The sequence below is a fragment of the Massiliimalia timonensis genome, from assembly GCF_900186585.1.
Classification (GTDB): domain Bacteria; phylum Bacillota; class Clostridia; order Oscillospirales; family Ruminococcaceae; genus Massiliimalia; species Massiliimalia timonensis.
This window is the reverse complement of record NZ_FYDD01000003.1, coordinates 781,405-798,132: the sequence shown is the minus strand read 5'-3', so window position 1 is coordinate 798,132 and position 16,728 is coordinate 781,405. Positions and strand designations below refer to the sequence as shown.

Below are 16,728 nucleotides of genomic sequence, written 5' to 3'. Positions count from 1 at the left end.
AAATTCCCGGCCAGAAAGGAGAAAGAACATGGATGCGACCCATACCAAAGGAAGAGTAACCATTCCCACTGATGTGGATGTAGTAAAGGAAACCATTGAACTGGTGGACCGTTGGGGCGCTGACGCGATCCGTGACTGCGATGGGACTGATTATCCGGAGGAATTAAAGCATGTGGATGCAAAGGTGTATTCCACTTATTATACCACCAGAAAAGACAATGCATGGGCAAAAGCAAATCCTGACGAGATCCAGCAAATGTACATTATGACCCCGTTCCACACCGCGGTATCCGGCGAGGTGAAGATCCACCTGATGGACCACCTGTACCCGGATATGCTGAAAGTAAACAGCCATGATGATATTACACGCTGGTGGGAAGTGATCGATCGCACCACCGGCGAGGTAGTGCCTACAAGCCAATGGGACTACAGTGAAGAAACCGGCGATGTGACGATCCGCCGCACGCTTATGTTCCACGATTATACTGTCAGCTTTTTGGCTTATATTATGTGGGACCCGGTACACATGTATAATGCGGTGACAAACAACTGGGAAAATGTAGAGCACCAGATCACTTTTGACGTCAGGCAGCCAAAAACAAAGGCCTTTTCCATGGAACGGTTACGGAAGTATATCCAGGATAACCCACATGTCGATGTGATCCGATACACCACCTTTTTTCATCAGTTCACCCTGATCTTCGACGAGCTTGCAAGGGAAAAATATGTCGACTGGTACGGATATTCCGCCTCGGTCAGCCCGTATATTCTGGAGCAGTTTGAAAAAGAAGTTGGTTATCCATTCCGGCCAGAATATATCATCGATCAGGGATATATGAACAACACCTATCGGATCCCTTCTAAAGAGTTCCGCGATTTTCAGGATTTCCAGCGCCGTGAGGTCACCAAGCTTGCTAAACAGATGGTGGATATTACCCACGAATACGGGAAAGAAGCCATGATGTTTTTGGGGGACCACTGGATCGGGATGGAACCCTTTATGGAAGAATTTAAAAGCGTGGGACTGGATGCGGTAGTGGGAAGCGTTGGAAACGGTTCTACCCTGCGTCTCATCAGTGATATTCCGGGCGTAAAATATACAGAAGGGCGTTTTCTGCCTTATTTCTTCCCAGATACATTCTACGAGGGAGGCGACCCTGTTAGGGAAGCAAAGGTCAACTGGGTCACTGCACGCCGCGCTATTTTAAGAAAACCGATCGACCGGATCGGGTACGGCGGGTATTTGAAGCTTGCGATGCAGTTCCCGGATTTTATTGATTATGTGGAAAGCGTATGTCAAGAATTCCGCACCTTATATGATAACATCAAAGGCACCATCCCTTACTGTGTAAAAAGGGTAGCGGTATTAAACTGTTGGGGAAAGATGCGTGCCTGGGGGAACCACATGGTCCATCACGCGCTTTATTATAAGCAGAACTATTCTTATGCCGGTGTGATAGAAGCCCTGAGCGGCGCCCCGTTTGATGTTAAGTTCATCAGCTTTGATGATATTCGGCAGGATACAGGGCTGTTAGATGATATTGACGTGATCCTGAACATAGGGGATGCCTATACAGCTTATACCGGCGGTGAAAACTGGGCCGATCCTGTCGTTGTTTCTGCTGTGAAAAAATTTATCTATCACGGCGGCGGGCTGATTGGAGTAGGGGAACCAACCGCCTATCAATGGCAGGGGCGCTTTTTCCAGCTTGCAGATCTGCTTGGGGTAGAAAAAGAGAACGGGTTTAATCTAAATACCGATAAATACAACTGGGAAGAGCATCCGCACTTTATTACCGAAGACTGCACCAAAGAGATTGATTTTGGGGAAGGAAAAAAGAATATCTTTGCATTGGACGGAACTACGATCATTAAACAGATCGACAAGGAAGTTCAGCTTGCAGTGAATGAGTTCGGGAAGGGGCGTTGTGTTTATATTAGCGGCTTACCGTACAGCTTTGAAAACAGCAGGCTGCTGTACCGTTCTATCATCTGGGCTTCTCATGAGGAGGACCATTTGCACCGCTGGTTCAGCACAAACTTCAATGTAGAAGTACATGCCTATCCCCATAACGGGAAATATTGTGTGGTCAATAATACCTATGAACCGCAAAGCACTACAGTTTACAGAGGAGATGGCTCAAGCTTTACTTTGGATCTGGATGCAAACGAGATCGTGTGGTATGAAATTTAAGTGAAAATAGAAACCGGAGGATTAAAATATGACACGAGAAGAGTACTGCGCTAAAAAGGACGAAGCGATCGCACAGTTTGATTTTCAAGGAGAAGTGATGGATGCAGAGCTGTATGGCAGCGGCCATATCAACGATACATTTTTGGTGCGTTGCCGGGATAATGGGCGGACGATCAATTATATTCTACAGAGAATGAACCATGAGATCTTTAAAAATCCAATAGAATTGATGGAAAATATCGTGAACGTAACCTCTTTCCTGCGGAAAAAGATCATCTCTAACCATGGGGACCCTGACCGGGAAACAATGAATATTGTTCCGACTAAGGATGGAAAAAAATATTACCGGGATAGTATTGGTTCTTATTGGCGGAGCTATCAGTTTATTAAAAACGCTTTAACATTGGATATTGTGGAACGGGCGGAGGAATTCTATGAAAGTGCGTTTGCTTTCGGTAATTTTCAGAACCTCTTGTCCGATTATCCGGCTGAAACACTTCACGAAACGATCCCAAACTTTCATAATACACCGGACCGTTATCAAAAATTTTTAACGGCTGTTAAAAATGACCCGTTGGGGCGTGCCGCGTCGGTTCAGGAAGAGATCCGCTTCGTTATGGAGCGTGAGGATTTTACCCATACCTTGATCCGCGCTCAGAAAAAGGGGGATTTACCATTACGCGTTACCCATAATGATACGAAGCTGAACAATGTTATGCTGGACGAGAAAACACGGAAAGCAGTCTGCGTCATTGATTTGGATACCGTGATGCCGGGATTCTCTGTAACAGATTTTGGGGATTCTATCCGTTTTGGGGCAAGCACTGGCGCGGAAGACGAACCGGATCTATCAAAAGTAAACTTGGATCTCTCTTTATTTGAACTGTATACCAAGGGCTACCTAGAAGGATGCAGCGGCAGCCTTACTGAAACAGAATTAGATCTTTTGCCGGCCGGCGCCAAAATGATGACGCTGGAATGTGGGATGCGTTTCTTGACAGATTATCTGGAAGGGGACACCTATTTTAGGATCCACCGAGAAGGTCATAATTTAGACCGCTGCCGAACTCAGTTTAAGCTGGTTTCAGATATGGAACAGCACTGGGGGGATATGAAACAGATTATCGATCAATTTCGATAATACTCTCTTTAACCTCAAAATACCCTCGGCAGATATCTGCCGAGGGTATTTTGAAAGGGAAATTATTTTAGTTAATCCCACAATTTTTCAGGATAAAGCCCCTGTTCCTTAAACCGCTTCATTGCTGCCACAACCTCCGCTTTGTCTTCTTTATAGGTCACACCGTACCATTTATCCGCAGACTTTAACACTCGTACGGTAGCGCGGCTTTCATTTAACAGCTGATTGACAACTCCCGGAAGAAAATACTCGCACTTCAGTGGATTTTCTTTCAAACCTGTTTCCAAAAAAGCCGAGAAATTTTTTTCAAGCTCTTGTAAAATGCTGTTGGTAAAGCCCCACATGTTCATGGAAACGATACTTCCCTGTGGAATCGTGTGCCAAGTTGCACCATCGTCCTCTGTGTATTCTGTTTTGCCATCCCGCTTTTCAATGTGGGTTCTTTCGTTAATACCCGCAAGCATCCCGTCCTCAGATACTACACAAACTCCACGGGCCACATGGCCATTTTCTGTTAAGGTATTTTCCAGAATATAGCCTACCATAGCATAACGGTATAGCTCGTCATCTTCTGTGGTAGACAAATAGTGGTAAATTTCTTCAAAAGCGTGGCTGCCATAGTAATCGTCGGCGTTGATCACCGCAAACGGACCGTCTACAACTCCCAGACAGCTCAGTACTGCGTGGCCGGTTCCCCAAGGTTTGACGCGGTTTTCCGGTACAGTAAACCCTTTGGGAAGGTTATCTAACTGCTGGTATACGAATTCCACCTCCACATATTGGGAGATCCGGTTTCCGATCATTTCTTTAAAATCCTGCTCGATCTCTTTTTTGATAATAAATACGATCTTTTGAAAACCAGCCTTGATTGCATCATAAATAGAAAAATCAATGATTAAATGCCCTTGCTCATCTACCGGGTCGATCTGCTTTAAACCGCCGTATCTGCTGCCCATACCTGCTGCCATAATTACTAAAACCGGTCTTTTCATGTTGTTTTCTCCTTTCTAAAGCGAGCCTTATTCTTATGTATTTATTATACAAAAAATTTTTTACAATAGCCATGAAAAATAGTATAAGAAATCGTAAAATCGTATAATATTTACGATTTTACGATTCGAGGGTGTTATTATGGAACAAAAAATGGAATTGTTGTCCGTACTGAAAGAACTGCATAACATCTCCGGATTCCGGATCTCTGTCCACGGGACAGACTTTTCAGAGATCGTTTCCTATCCGCCCGATCTCACTGAATTTTGCCGTCTGGTCCAAGAAGACAAAAATGTCAGAAGATCCTGCGAAGCAGAGGACGAAAACGCCTTTGAAATCGTAAAGCGCACTGGGGAGGTGTATGTTTACCAATGCCATTTCGGTCTGTATGAGGCAGTAGCACCGCTATATGATTTTGGTGTTTTAACCGGGTATTTGATGATGGGACAAATATTGGATACTGCAACCAACAGCACCGCATACGTGATGCAAAAAGCCTGTTTCCATATTTCAGATCAGGAGGCTCTTTTAAAAGCTGTTCAAGCCATTCCGCTCAGCTCCAAGGATAAGATCCTATCCTGTATTGCTATCATGAACATCTGTGCCGAGTATATCACGCTGAGCGACCGGTTAAATTTAACAGAACGAACACTGGCACACGCAGTAAAAAAATATATCAGCCAAAATTATGCCAGTAAGATCTCAATCGACCTTTTATGTGAGCATTTCTTTTGCAGCCGTTCCACTTTGATCAACCATTTCAAACGGGTTTATCATAAAACGGTGAACCAGTATCTCAATGAGGTCCGATTGGAACATGCCGCCAGTCTTCTGCTACACAGCAACAGGCCGATTTATGAAATCTCGGAGCAATGCGGATTTTCAAGTCAAAATTATTTTTCCAAGCTTTTTTTAAAAAATTACAGGTTAACACCCAGTCAGTATCGTTTTCAATCGGAAGAGCTGGAATAAAAAAGAAGGCTGATGTCAGCCTTCTTTTTTAAGTGATAGCATAGAATTCGCCAGCTTTTGGTATTGGTCAGATAAATACTGAATGATTTTTTTACGGGTAATGATCCCAATGAATACCCCTCGGTCATCCACTACAGGTACGAAATTTTGATTTAACGCATGTGCAATCAAATCTTCCATCTTGGTGTGGATTGTAACGGCGTGGATATCAAAACGGCGGGGGATCTCCATCAGCGGAAGCGCTTCCGCTTCTTTGATATTTAAAGAATACTTATTTTTTAAAATATGTAATAAATCTCCCTCTGTAATGGTAGCGATATAACGTCCCTCGCGATCAATGATCGGGACTGCTGAATATCCGTGATATTCCAGCTTCTCCAAGGTTTGTCGCAGGGTATAATCGCTGTAAACAAAAGCGATCTGGTTTTTTGGGGTGATATTCAATAAAATATTCATGATACATAAAGCTCCCTAGTCTTTTTGCTATTATTATTATACTATATTTTCATTAACATTCTATGAAGTTCCTAGAGTATCTGCATGAAATATGTTATAATCATGTAAATTAACTGTTGAGGGAGGCATGATCCATGTCAAAACGCACTTTATTGGTCTTGCGGACATTATTGATACTTGCTATTGCTGCGATCTTAACCTTTATATATTACCATTCTACCCGTGTTGGGAACAGTTCGGCTTATTTCAGCCAAGCTGCTACCTCTAAAATAAACCAGATCCTATCCTTTTTGCATATGGATGGTGTGTTTTCGGAGGGGGCTGTGCGTAAAATGGCGCATTTTGGGGAGTACTGGCTGCTGGGCTTTCTTACCTGCGCGCTATTTTTAACGTTTCCTAAAATACATACGTTTTGGTCCATCTGTTTGCCATTGGTCGGCGGTATCAGCGCGGCCGGCTTGGATGAATGGATCCAGCGTTATACCCCCGGGCGAAATGGACAGGTTATGGATGTAATTTTAGATGGCTTTGGAGTATGCCTTGGGATATTTGTGGCTCTATTTTTCTTTTTCCTAGTTACCAATGCCAAAAATCAGGATTTTCATAAAAGGATATAAAAGAAATTTTGCAGTTTCTTTGCTGTTGTGATATAATAAAGTGTAGAATTATTCGGTTGAGGAGAGTGTCCACTTTGAACTTCAAATTTTCAGAAAAAATGGGGAATTTAAAAGCATCTGCGATCCGGGAGATCTTAAAATTTACTTCCGATCCTTCCGTTGTTTCTTTTGCCGGCGGAAATCCGGCATCAGAAGCGTTTCCAACCAAGGAGATCGAACGCATCGCGGAAGAAATTTTAACAAAAACTCCGATCGCGGCACTGCAATATAGCATTACAGAAGGCTATGGCCCGCTGCGTGAATCCATTAAAAAGGTTATTTTAGGCCGGGGAGAAACTATTTTCCATGAGGGGATCGACGATATTATCATCATGTCCGGCGCCCAACAGGGGAATGAATTATCCTGTAAAGTATTCTGCGACGCCGGTGATACCCTGATCTGCGAAAATCCAAGCTTTATCGGAAGCTTGAACTCCTTTAAATCTTACGGGGTAAATCTGGTCGGGGTCACGCTCAAAGAAGATGGTGTTGACTTAGAGGAGCTGGAATCGGTATTAAAGCAGAACCCTAATTCCAAGGTGATCTATCTGATTCCGAATTTCCAAAATCCAGCAGGCTCCACCATGTCTTTGGAAAAACGAAAGGCCGTATTGGAGCTGGCGAAAAAATATGATGTGATGATCCTGGAGGACAACCCTTATGGCGACCTTAGGTTTGCTGGGGAAGATGTTCCATCCATCAAATCTTTGGATACAGAAGGCCGGGTCATTTACTGCGGCTCTTTCTCTAAGGTGTTGGCGCCTGGGCTTCGTGTCGGCTATGTTGTCGCACATAAGGAAGTTATCCAAAAAATCGTTGTCTGCAAGCAGGTCAGCGATGTACATACAAATATCTTAGCACAGATGATCTGTAATCAGTTTTTGGAAGAAAATGATTATCAGCAGCATATCCAAAAGCTGCGCGGGATCTACCAGCATAAGTGTAACCTTATGGTAGACTGCATTGAAAAATATATGCGTCCTTACATCACTTATCAAGTTCCGGAAGGCGGACTGTTTATCTGGTGCACCTTACCGGATCACATTGATATGGTAGATTTCTGCAATCAGGCGGTTCAGAAAAAAGTAGCCGTAGTTCCGGGCACTGCTTTTATGCCAAATGAAAGCTACCATACCCAGTCTTTCCGCATGAATTTCTCCACCCCCAGTGATGACGACATTGTGCGCGGCGTGAAGATTTTAGGGGAATTGCTGGAATCTTTATCATAAATAAGAGCTACAGGAGGCTTCATCATGGCAGATACACAGGAAAAAAAGCAGATCATCCTCAGCGGCATTCAGCCGACTGGCACGTTTACGCTGGGAAATTATATTGGCGCGATCCGTAACTGGGTCAAGCTTCAGGAGGAATATGACTGCGCTTATATGATCGCGGATATGCACGCCTTAACGGTCCGCCAAGACCCGGTTAAGCTGCGCCAACAGATCTTAAGCGCTTTTGCAGTGCTTCTGGCCTGCGGCGTTGACCCGAAAAAAAGCCTGACCTTTATTCAGAGCCAGGTTCACCAGCATGCAGAGCTAAACTGGGTTTTGGCCTGTAACACCCAGTTTGGGGAATTATCCAGAATGACCCAATTTAAGGATAAAAGCGCCAAGCATCCGGAAAATATCAATGCCGGATTGTTTACTTATCCAGCCTTAATGGCGGCAGATATTTTGCTGTACCAAGCAAACCTGGTGCCGGTCGGCGTAGACCAAAAACAGCATCTGGAGATCACCCGGGATATTGCAAACCGCTTTAACAATAACTATGGCCAGACATTTACCATTCCGGAACCCTATATTCCAGAGATCGGCGCCAAAGTAATGTCCTTGGCAGAACCGACCAAAAAAATGTCCAAATCTGATGAAAACCAGAATGCGTTTATTACGATTTTGGATGCTCCGGAAGTGATCATTAAAAAGTTTAAACGTGCCGTTACCGACTCTGATATGGAGATCCGTTATGCAGAGGGGAAAGACGGGATCAATAACTTGATGTCTATTTACTCCACTATTACCGGCGATAGTTATGAAACGATTGAACGTGATTTTTCAGGTAAAGGCTACGGGGACTTCAAAACAGCCGTAGGGGAGGCGGTAGCAGAAGCGCTCCGCCCAATTCGTGAAAATTATGACCGCCTGATCAAAGATAAAGCGTATTTGGAAGAAACCTATCACGATGGAGCTCAAAAAGCAGCCTATCTTGCAGAAAAGACTATGCGCAAGGTTTACCGCAAGGTTGGATTTTTAGCGAAGTAACGTGGGGGTTGGTGTAATGATTCGAGGCTTTCAGAAACAGGACCTTCCCCAAATGATGGAGATCTGGAACGAGGTAGTGGAGGAGGCAGTGGCATTTCCTCAAAAGGATCCGCTTGCTTCTGTCGAGGAAGCGGAACTCTTTTTTGGAGAACAAACCTTTACCGGCGTTCTGCTTGACGATGGACAGAATATTCTGGGGTTGTATATTTTGCATCCCAATAACGTGGGCAGATGCGGGCATATCGCCAACGCCTCTTATGCTGTGAAATCCGAAGCGAGAGGGCAAAGGATCGGTGAACAATTAGTCCGTCATTCTCTGACACAGGCAAAGGTGGAAGGATTCCTTATTATGCAGTTTAATGCCGTTGTCAGCAGTAACTTGGCTGCGATCCATTTATATGAAAAGATCGGTTTTCGGCGCTTAGGGACGATACCCGGCGGATTTTTGATGGGAGATGGAAGCTACAGCGATATTATCCCGTTTTATATGACATTATAACATGATAAAAAAGACCTCCAAGTTTGGAGGCCTTTTTTATCATATAGACATATGTAACCCATTTCATAGAGAAATGCTATCGTTTAGCTTTATCCTTTCCATTAACAAAATAAATTCCGTAGCAAATACCTCACCCCTCCGCACAAACTGATATTGATATTATTTATGATCGAACATTTTTATATAAATATCATATGCGGAAGTACACTCTTCTTCTGATAATCCCGGTTTGATAGCACAAATTCAAACTCTATCTTTCATTTTAATAATTCATTTTGGTAAGCGCGGCTTGTTTCCATTAAAGTCTGGTACAAGGCTTCTACGTACTGTTTCAACTCCTCTGGAGCTTTTGACCTCTGCTTTACAATAATTTCCTGTTCCCGTTTTGGATGCAATACAGGCAGGTTTTGCTCCTTTTTATACTTTGCCACCTCGATCACAGTGTTCATTCGCTCCAAATATAATTCCAGTATCTTTTCGTCGATTTGATCTATCCGCGTACGGCATTCTTCTAAATTCATTGATCTCACTCCTTTTTTCTATTATAGCAAAAATCTGTAGATTAGGAAAGGGGAAGGGGAGAACGAAAAAGAGTAGGTTGAATTTTTCAACCTACTCTTTTTCAAAACTGAAAAGAAAGTTATTTTAAGCCATAAAAAGCTTTCTTGTAGATATCTTCTAATTCAGTAACCAGCGGGTATCTTGGGTTAGCAGGAGTACACTGGTCTTCATGTGCCTTTTCGGACAGTTCGTAAACAGAAGCCATAAATACTTTTTCATCAACGCCGCAGTCAGCAATGCTCTTCGGAATGTTGAGGTAATCGTTCAACTCACGGATCGCCGCGATCAGGTTCTTTACACCTTCCTCTACAGTCGGAGCAGGGATACCAGCAACACGGGCGATTTCAGCATAACGCTGATCAGCCTTGAAGTGGTCGTATTTCGGCCAGGTAGCAAATTTTGTCGGTTTCTGTGCATTATATTCAATAACCCATGGCAGCAGGATCGCGTTTGCACGTCCGTGCGGGATGTGGTATTCACCGCCCAGTTTATGAGCCAGAGAGTGGTTGATTCCCAAGAATGCATTGGTGAACGCCATACCAGCCATACAAGATGCATTGTGCATTTTTTCTCTTGCTTTCAGGTCGCCGTCATAAGATTTTTTCAGGTTTTCAAATACCAGTTTGATTGCCTGCAATGCTAAACCATCTGTGTAGTCAGAAGCCAGAACAGATACATAAGCTTCGATCGCATGGGTCAGAACGTCCATACCACAGTCAGCGACCAAGCCTCTTGGAAGGGTCTGAACGAACTGCGGGTCGATGATCGCAACATCTGGAGTCAATTCGTAGTCAGCCAATGGGTATTTGATGTTGTTTTTCTTATCTGTGATAACAGAGAAAGAAGTAACTTCAGAACCTGTACCAGAAGTGGTTGGGATACAAACCATCTGTGCCTTGGTACCCAGTTTCGGGAAATGGAACGCACGTTTCCGAATATCCATAAATTTCATTCTCAGGCCGTCAAAAGAGGTGTCTGGATGTTCGTAGAACAGCCACATACCCTTTGCAGCGTCCATTGCAGAACCGCCGCCCAAAGCGATGATAACATCAGGCTGGAAGTTGTTCATAGCCGCAACACCGCGCATAATGGTTTCAACGGACGGATCGGATTCCACAGAATCAAAAATTTCAGAATGGCAGTAATCCGGACGTTTTCTGAGGTAGTGTAAAATCTTATCCACATTTCCGAGTTTTACCATCATCGGGTCAGTAACGATGAATGCACGGCTGATATCCGGCATTTTTTCAAGGTACTGGATGGAATCGTCCTCAAAATAGATTTTCGGCGGAACTTTAAACCACTGCATATTCGTTCTCCTTTTAGCGACACGTTTGATATTTACTAGGTTGCTGGAAGAAACGTTCTGGGTCGTAGAGTTGTGTCCGAAAGAACCGCAGCCCAGTGTCAAAGACGGCATGTTGGTATTATAAATATCACCGATACCACCCTGAGAGGAAGGAGAATTCACAATAACACGGCCAACCTGCATTGCTTCACCAAATCTGGTAACCATGTCGTTGTCAGAAGTATGGATAGAAGCAGAGTGCCCCATCCCACCAAGAATCAGCATTTCTTTACATTTTTCAAAGCCTTCTTCTTCTCCGTCAACAACGATGTAAGCCAGAACAGGGGAGAGCTTTTCTTTGGACAGCGGGTATTCTTCGCCGACGCCCGGGATTTTCGCGATCAGGATCTTGGTGTCTTCCGGAACGGAGAAACCAGCGTTTTTCGCGATCCAATAAGGAGACTGCCCAACGATCGCGCCATTTAAAGCATGACCTTTCTCAGCCGGGAAACAGAATTCAGACAGCAAAGGAATTTCTTTTTCCTTTACAAAGTAGCAGCCGTTTTCAGCCATCAACTTTTCAAATTCCGGAGCAACTTCTTTATCAACGATAGCAGCTTGTTCCGAAGCACAGATCATACCGTTGTCAAAAGTTTTAGACAGCATAATGTCATTACAGGCTGCAGGCATATCAGAGGATTTATTGATATAAGCAGGAACGTTACCAGGTCCTACGCCCAAAGCCGGTTTACCAGCGCTGTAAGCCGCTTTAACCATGCCAGGGCCACCAGTTGCAAGGATCATAGCAACACCCGGGTGATTCATCAAAGCATTAGTTGCTTCAATGGAAGGGTATTCGACCCACTGGATGCAGTTTTCTGGAGCGCCTGCTTTTACAGCTGCATCTAAGAGCAGTTTTGCAGTGGCAACACAGCACTGCTGAGCAGCAGGGTGGAAGCCGAAAATAATCGGGTTTCTGGATTTGATCGCGCTCAAAGATTTAAAGATCGTAGTGGAAGTTGGGTTTGTAACCGGAGTAACACCGCAGATAACACCGATCGGTTCTGCAATCTCAATGTAGCCTTCCAATTCATTATCATTGATAATACCAACGGTTTTCATGTTTTTGATTGCATGCCAGATGTACTCGGAAGCATACAGGTTTTTGATGATCTTGTCTTCGTAGATACCACGTTTGGTTTCTTCGACTGCAAGTTTTGCAAGTTTCATGTGTTTGTCCAGAGCAGCCAAAGCCATTTCGTGAACGATGTGGTCAACCTGTTCCTGGTTAAAACTCATGAACTCATGCAAAGCAACCTGTGCTTTTGCTACATGGTCGTCAATGATTGCATTGACATCCGGTTGTGTGGTTTTTGCAGTTTCTTTTTTTACTGCTTCTTTCTTTTCAGCCATAAAAAAACCTCCAATTTATATTGTTTAAATTGTATGGGCTTATTAAAATAAGTTGTTAATTTCTTAACAACTACATTATAATAAACTAGGGAAGAAAAGTCAAGGAAAATTGATATTTTTTTATCAAAGTTAATATACAAAGTTAATGATTAAAAGATTGGTTTTTTGTTAAAAATAACAATTATTTCTTGCTTTTTACCTTTGCCAATGGGTTTTGGTCGGTTGCTTCCTTAATTTGTTCATTAGAAACATGGGTATAGATCTGCGTGGTACCTAAATTAGTATGCCCTAAAATTTCTTGCAGCACACGCACATCGACATGTCCATGCTGATACATCATGGTAGCGGCCGTGTGTCTCAGCTTATGCGGCGAATATCCCATCCCGGAAAGTCCGGAAAGCTTCAGGTATTTTTCAACGATCCGTTCTACCTGACGGGGACACAAACGGGTTCCGCGGCTGGAAAGAAACAAAGCCTGCTTGTCCGTTGGTTTGACAGAGGCCAAGTGCTGGTTTCGTTCTTTTATGTATTCCTGAATTGCCGTTTGGCAGGCCTCATTTAAGTAAACGATCCGTTCTTTATTTCCTTTTCCGCGCAGCAGAAGGGTATTATCCCGAATATCCGGAAGATTGATCCCCACTAATTCACTCAGCCGCATCCCACAGTTTAGGAAGAGGGTGATCATACAATAATCCCGGGCTTTTTCCTTACCATCAATGGCATTCAGTAATTCATAGCAATGCTCTAAGGTAAGGTATTTGGGCAGCGATTTTTTGATGCTGGGGATCTCTAGGTTTTCCACCGGGTTTTCTGGGAGCAGCTTTAAATTTACAGTCAGATATTTAAAAAACACCCGGATACAGGAAACCTTGCGGGCTCTAGTTTTGGCCTGATTTTGCCGGTCAGAGGACACATAATGCAAAAATTCATAAACATCAGATAAGGTGATCGTCCTGATAAAGGAAATATCAATATCATCAATCGAGATTTTGGAAAACTCCAGTTCCGGGGCAGATAAATGCCTGTGTAGCTTCATAAAACGAAAAAAGGTGCACAGATCCGTGTAATAGCCCTGAACTGTTCTGGGTGAACGGCCTTTGATCGTTTCCATATAAAATAAAAAATCCCGCATGACGGAAGGGCATGAATCATACATCGCTAATAAACTCCTTACAAAGTAACCATACCGCAATTTGCTGCGGTTGTCAATAAAAAAGGCATAAATTGGGATATTGAAAATTCAAATCCCCTTAATGTCGTTAAATTTTTATTTAACGACATTTATACTATTTTTAGTATACCACGCTTCCCGAAAAAAGTCAAAATAAAAAAGCTGGTAAAATCACCAGCTTTTTATCAAATTAAGCTTCCAACGCAGCTAACAGCAATTCTTTCAGCTTCTGCGGGTTGCCCTGTCCCTTGGTGGCTTTCATACATTGTCCAGTCAGATAACCCAATGCGTTTGTTTTTCCATTTTTATAGTCTGCAACTGATTTTTCATTGTTCGCCAAGACATCAGCTACAACTTTTTCCAAAGCGCCTTCATCGGAAATCTGAATGAGTCCTTTTTCCTTGACAACATCCATCGGATTGCGGTCCTCTGTCAACAGAATTTCAAATACCTGTTTTGCCGCGGCATTAGAAATTTTCCCTTTTTCAATATAGCTGATCAGCTCCGCCATTTTTTCCGGGGTCAGTTTGGTTTCTACCAACGACTTTCCGGTTTCATTCATGTACTTAGAAATATCCCCCAAAATCCAATTTGCGGCAGCCTTGGCAGTACAATTTCCAGTCTTCATCATGGCTTCCAGCCATTCGGATTTTTCCATATTATCAATGATCGTTTCCGCATCAGTCTGGGAAATCCCCCATTCTTTCACATAGCGGATCACTTTCAAGTTCGGCAGTTCGGTAATAGAAGCTTTCAGTTCATCTACCTTTTCCTGCGGAACAACGATAGTCGGAAGGTCTGGTTCCGGGAAATAACGGTAGTCGTGAGCGTCTTCCTTGCTTCGAAGCAGGATATTCACACCTTTGGCATCGTCCCAGCGCCGTGTTTCCTGTTCGATCGTTCCCCCGTTTTCCAATACTTCGATCTGGCGGGCCGCTTCATAATCAATGGCACGGACAGCACCGCTGAAGGTATTGACATTCTTCATCTCTACCCTAGTGCCAAAAGTATCGCTTCCCTTTGGGCGAACAGAAACGTTCACGTCACAACGAATAGAACCCTCCTGCATCTTACCGTCGGAAATATCCAGATACAATAAAATCGAGCGCAGTGCTTCCAAATAAGCCTTTGCATCTGCCGAACTCCTGAAATCCGGTTCCGACACGATCTCGATCAGCGGAACGCCGCAGCGGTTAAAGTCCACCAAAGAACCCTCAAAGCTTTCCCCACCGTGCAGCAGCTTCCCTGCGTCTTCTTCAATATGGATCCGGGTAACGCCAAATTTTTTAACTTTCCCTTCTACCATTACTTCCACATATCCGTGCTCGCACAGTGGGACATCAAACTGGGAGATCTGATACGCCTTGGGAAGGTCGGGATAAAAGTAATTCTTCCGATCCTGTTTGCAAATCCGGTTGATGTCGCAGTGCAGGGCGTGTCCCATTTTGATCGCTTTCTCTACGACCTGTTCATTTAAAGTTGGCAAAGTGCCTGGCATACCCATACAGATCGGGCAGCATTGTGTATTCACTTCTAAGCCGAACGCGTTGTGGCATTCGCAGTAAATCTTAGATTTCGTATTCAGCTCTGCATGGACTTCCAAGCCAACTACAATTTCATATTCCATATGTTGCAATCTCCTCTACTCTATCTGATCTGTGGAATCCGGTTGAACCCGCCGACAGACTGCTCATAAGCAAACGCTGTGTTTAACAGGTTCTGTTCGCTGAATTTTGCCCCGATAAGCTGGCAGCCGATCGGCAAAGCACCGTCGTATCCGCAAGGGACGCTTAAAGCAGGCAAACCGGCAATATTGACCGTAACGGTACAAATATCAGTTGCGTACATCTTGAGAGGATCACCGATGTTTTCCCCGATTTTAAAGGCAGTATCAGGGGCGGTCGGTGTTAAAAGAACGTCGCAGGCTTCAAACGCATTATGAAATTCTGCGGTGATCTTCTGCTGGAGCAGTTTCGCTCTTTTATAATAAGCGTCATAATAGCCGCTGCTTAACACAAAAGTTCCTAGCATGATCCGGCGTTTTACCTCGTCGCCAAACCCTTCGCTTCTGGTTTTTTCGTAGAGGTCTACCAAACCGTTATAATCCTTTGCGCGAAACCCGTATTTTACCCCGTCAAAACGCGCCAGATTAGAGGACGCTTCTGCGGAAGAGATGATATAATAAGCATTCAGCGCATAGTCCGTACTGGGCAGGGTAACTTCTTTCAGTACAGCCCCCTGCTGTTCTAAGTCATGAGCCATTTTCATGATGGCGTCTTTTACTTTGTCAGAAACGCCATGCCCGAAGTATTCTTTCGGAAGGCCGATCACTTTCCCTTTTAGGTCTGCCTGTAAGCTTGCGGCAAAATCAGGATATTCCCGTACTGCTGAAGTTGCGTCATGGTTGTCCCTGCCACAAATTGCAGAGTAAAGCATCGCTACATCAGCTACACTTCTTCCCAGCGGGCCGATCTGATCCAAAGAGGACGCGAACGCCACTAACCCATAACGGGAAACAGAACTATAGGTCGGTTTCAACCCAACGACGCCGCAGTAAGAAGCTGGAAGCCGGATAGATCCCCCTGTATCTGAACCCAAAGAAAGCGGAACCTCCCCTGCGCTGACGCACGCTGCGCTCCCGCCAGAAGAACCTCCCGGCACCCGGTCCAGATCATTGGGGTTTCTTGTCTTTTTAAAATAGGAGGTTTCGGTAGAAGAGCCCATGGCAAATTCATCCATGTTCACCTTCCCTACCGGAACATAATCACAACGCTCTAGCTTTTCGATCACTGTTGCGGAGTAAGGCGGAACAAAATTTTCCAGCATTTTAGAAGCACAGGTCGTTCCAACGCCTTTCGTGCAGATATTATCTTTCACAGCGATCGGGATCCCAGCCAGATCATGTAAAGCTTCTCCAGCCACCCTTTTCTCATCTACTTGCTTTGCTTTCTGCAAAGCAAGTTCTTCGGTAACTGTAATAAAAGCGCCGACTTTATCGTCAACAGCGTGGATCCGGCCCAGTACCGATTCTGTTACCTCTACCGCGCTGCATTCTTTCTTTTTCAGCATGGACGACAATTCCGCCGCCGTATATTGATACATTTCCATCCGTCCTGAAACTCCCTT

Annotated in this window: 14 protein-coding genes; 7 read left to right on the top strand and 7 right to left on the bottom strand. The window is 44.2% G+C overall.

Annotation, left to right across the window (positions count from 1 at the left end):
* Window positions 1–28 precede the first annotated feature (28 nt).
* Together gnpA and CIB36_RS05875 are read left to right on the top strand one after the other, a co-directional pair.
* Entirely contained in the window at window positions 29–2,194 is a 2,166-nt protein-coding gene (gene gnpA / locus CIB36_RS05880) for a 1,3-beta-galactosyl-N-acetylhexosamine phosphorylase (protein WP_093988601.1), read from the top strand.
* A gap of 28 nt (window positions 2,195–2,222) precedes the next feature.
* A complete protein-coding gene (locus CIB36_RS05875; protein WP_093988600.1) occupies window positions 2,223–3,335 on the top strand; it encodes a phosphotransferase enzyme family protein in 1,113 nt (370 codons plus the stop codon).
* A 71-nt stretch (window positions 3,336–3,406) separates the two neighbouring features.
* Here CIB36_RS05875 and CIB36_RS05870 read toward each other — a convergent pair whose 3' ends face one another.
* Window positions 3,407–4,327, bottom strand: a complete 921-nt coding sequence (locus tag CIB36_RS05870; protein ID WP_093988599.1) for a nucleotidyltransferase family protein — start codon at window positions 4,325–4,327, stop codon at window positions 3,407–3,409.
* A 139-nt stretch (window positions 4,328–4,466) separates the two neighbouring features.
* On the opposite strand from CIB36_RS05870, the gene CIB36_RS05865 reads away from it, so the two are divergent.
* The gene (locus CIB36_RS05865) at window positions 4,467–5,297 is read left to right on the top strand and encodes a helix-turn-helix transcriptional regulator (RefSeq protein ID WP_093988598.1); all 831 of its coding nucleotides are present in this window, start codon (window positions 4,467–4,469) and stop codon (window positions 5,295–5,297) included.
* Window positions 5,298–5,312: 15 nt separating this feature from the next.
* Here the strand turns inward: CIB36_RS05865 and CIB36_RS05860 are convergent, their stop codons facing one another.
* Window positions 5,313–5,753 carry a CBS domain-containing protein gene (locus CIB36_RS05860; protein ID WP_093988597.1) on the bottom strand — a complete coding sequence of 147 codons (441 nt, stop codon included), beginning with the start codon at window positions 5,751–5,753 and terminating at the stop codon, window positions 5,313–5,315.
* Between the two features lie 134 nt (window positions 5,754–5,887).
* Here CIB36_RS05860 and CIB36_RS05855 point away from each other — a divergent pair, with 134 nt between their 5' ends.
* From CIB36_RS05855 to CIB36_RS05840, 4 genes are all read left to right on the top strand, one after another.
* On the top strand, window positions 5,888–6,370 hold the full coding sequence (locus CIB36_RS05855) for a VanZ family protein (RefSeq protein ID WP_093988596.1): 483 nt from the start codon (window positions 5,888–5,890) through the stop codon (window positions 6,368–6,370).
* Window positions 6,371–6,444: 74 nt separating this feature from the next.
* The gene (locus CIB36_RS05850; RefSeq protein WP_093988595.1) at window positions 6,445–7,638 is read left to right on the top strand and encodes an aminotransferase-like domain-containing protein; all 1,194 of its coding nucleotides are present in this window, start codon (window positions 6,445–6,447) and stop codon (window positions 7,636–7,638) included.
* 24 nt (window positions 7,639–7,662) lie between these two features.
* Window positions 7,663–8,670 carry a tryptophan--tRNA ligase gene (gene trpS, locus CIB36_RS05845; RefSeq protein ID WP_093988594.1) on the top strand — a complete coding sequence of 336 codons (1,008 nt, stop codon included), beginning with the start codon at window positions 7,663–7,665 and terminating at the stop codon, window positions 8,668–8,670.
* A gap of 16 nt (window positions 8,671–8,686) precedes the next feature.
* Window positions 8,687–9,169: a GNAT family N-acetyltransferase gene (locus CIB36_RS05840; RefSeq protein WP_093988593.1), complete on the top strand. Its 483-nt coding sequence runs from the start codon at window positions 8,687–8,689 to the stop codon at window positions 9,167–9,169.
* Window positions 9,170–9,426: 257 nt separating this feature from the next.
* Here the strand turns inward: CIB36_RS05840 and CIB36_RS05835 are convergent, their stop codons facing one another.
* The 5 genes from CIB36_RS05835 to gatA form a co-directional block, all read right to left on the bottom strand.
* Window positions 9,427–9,690: a chorismate mutase gene (locus CIB36_RS05835; RefSeq protein WP_093988592.1), complete on the bottom strand. Its 264-nt coding sequence runs from the start codon at window positions 9,688–9,690 to the stop codon at window positions 9,427–9,429.
* A 119-nt stretch (window positions 9,691–9,809) separates the two neighbouring features.
* Complete coding sequence (adhE, locus tag CIB36_RS05830) at window positions 9,810–12,431, bottom strand: bifunctional acetaldehyde-CoA/alcohol dehydrogenase (protein WP_093988591.1); 2,622 nt, start codon at window positions 12,429–12,431, stop codon at window positions 9,810–9,812.
* A 181-nt stretch (window positions 12,432–12,612) separates the two neighbouring features.
* Window positions 12,613–13,587: a tyrosine recombinase XerC gene (locus CIB36_RS05825; protein WP_229408202.1), complete on the bottom strand. Its 975-nt coding sequence runs from the start codon at window positions 13,585–13,587 to the stop codon at window positions 12,613–12,615.
* A gap of 205 nt (window positions 13,588–13,792) precedes the next feature.
* On the bottom strand, window positions 13,793–15,229 hold the full coding sequence (gene gatB, locus CIB36_RS05820) for an Asp-tRNA(Asn)/Glu-tRNA(Gln) amidotransferase subunit GatB (protein WP_093988590.1): 1,437 nt from the start codon (window positions 15,227–15,229) through the stop codon (window positions 13,793–13,795).
* Between the two features lie 20 nt (window positions 15,230–15,249).
* The gene (gene gatA / locus CIB36_RS05815) at window positions 15,250–16,710 is read right to left on the bottom strand and encodes an Asp-tRNA(Asn)/Glu-tRNA(Gln) amidotransferase subunit GatA (RefSeq protein ID WP_093988589.1); all 1,461 of its coding nucleotides are present in this window, start codon (window positions 16,708–16,710) and stop codon (window positions 15,250–15,252) included.
* Window positions 16,711–16,728: the final 18 nt, after the last annotated feature.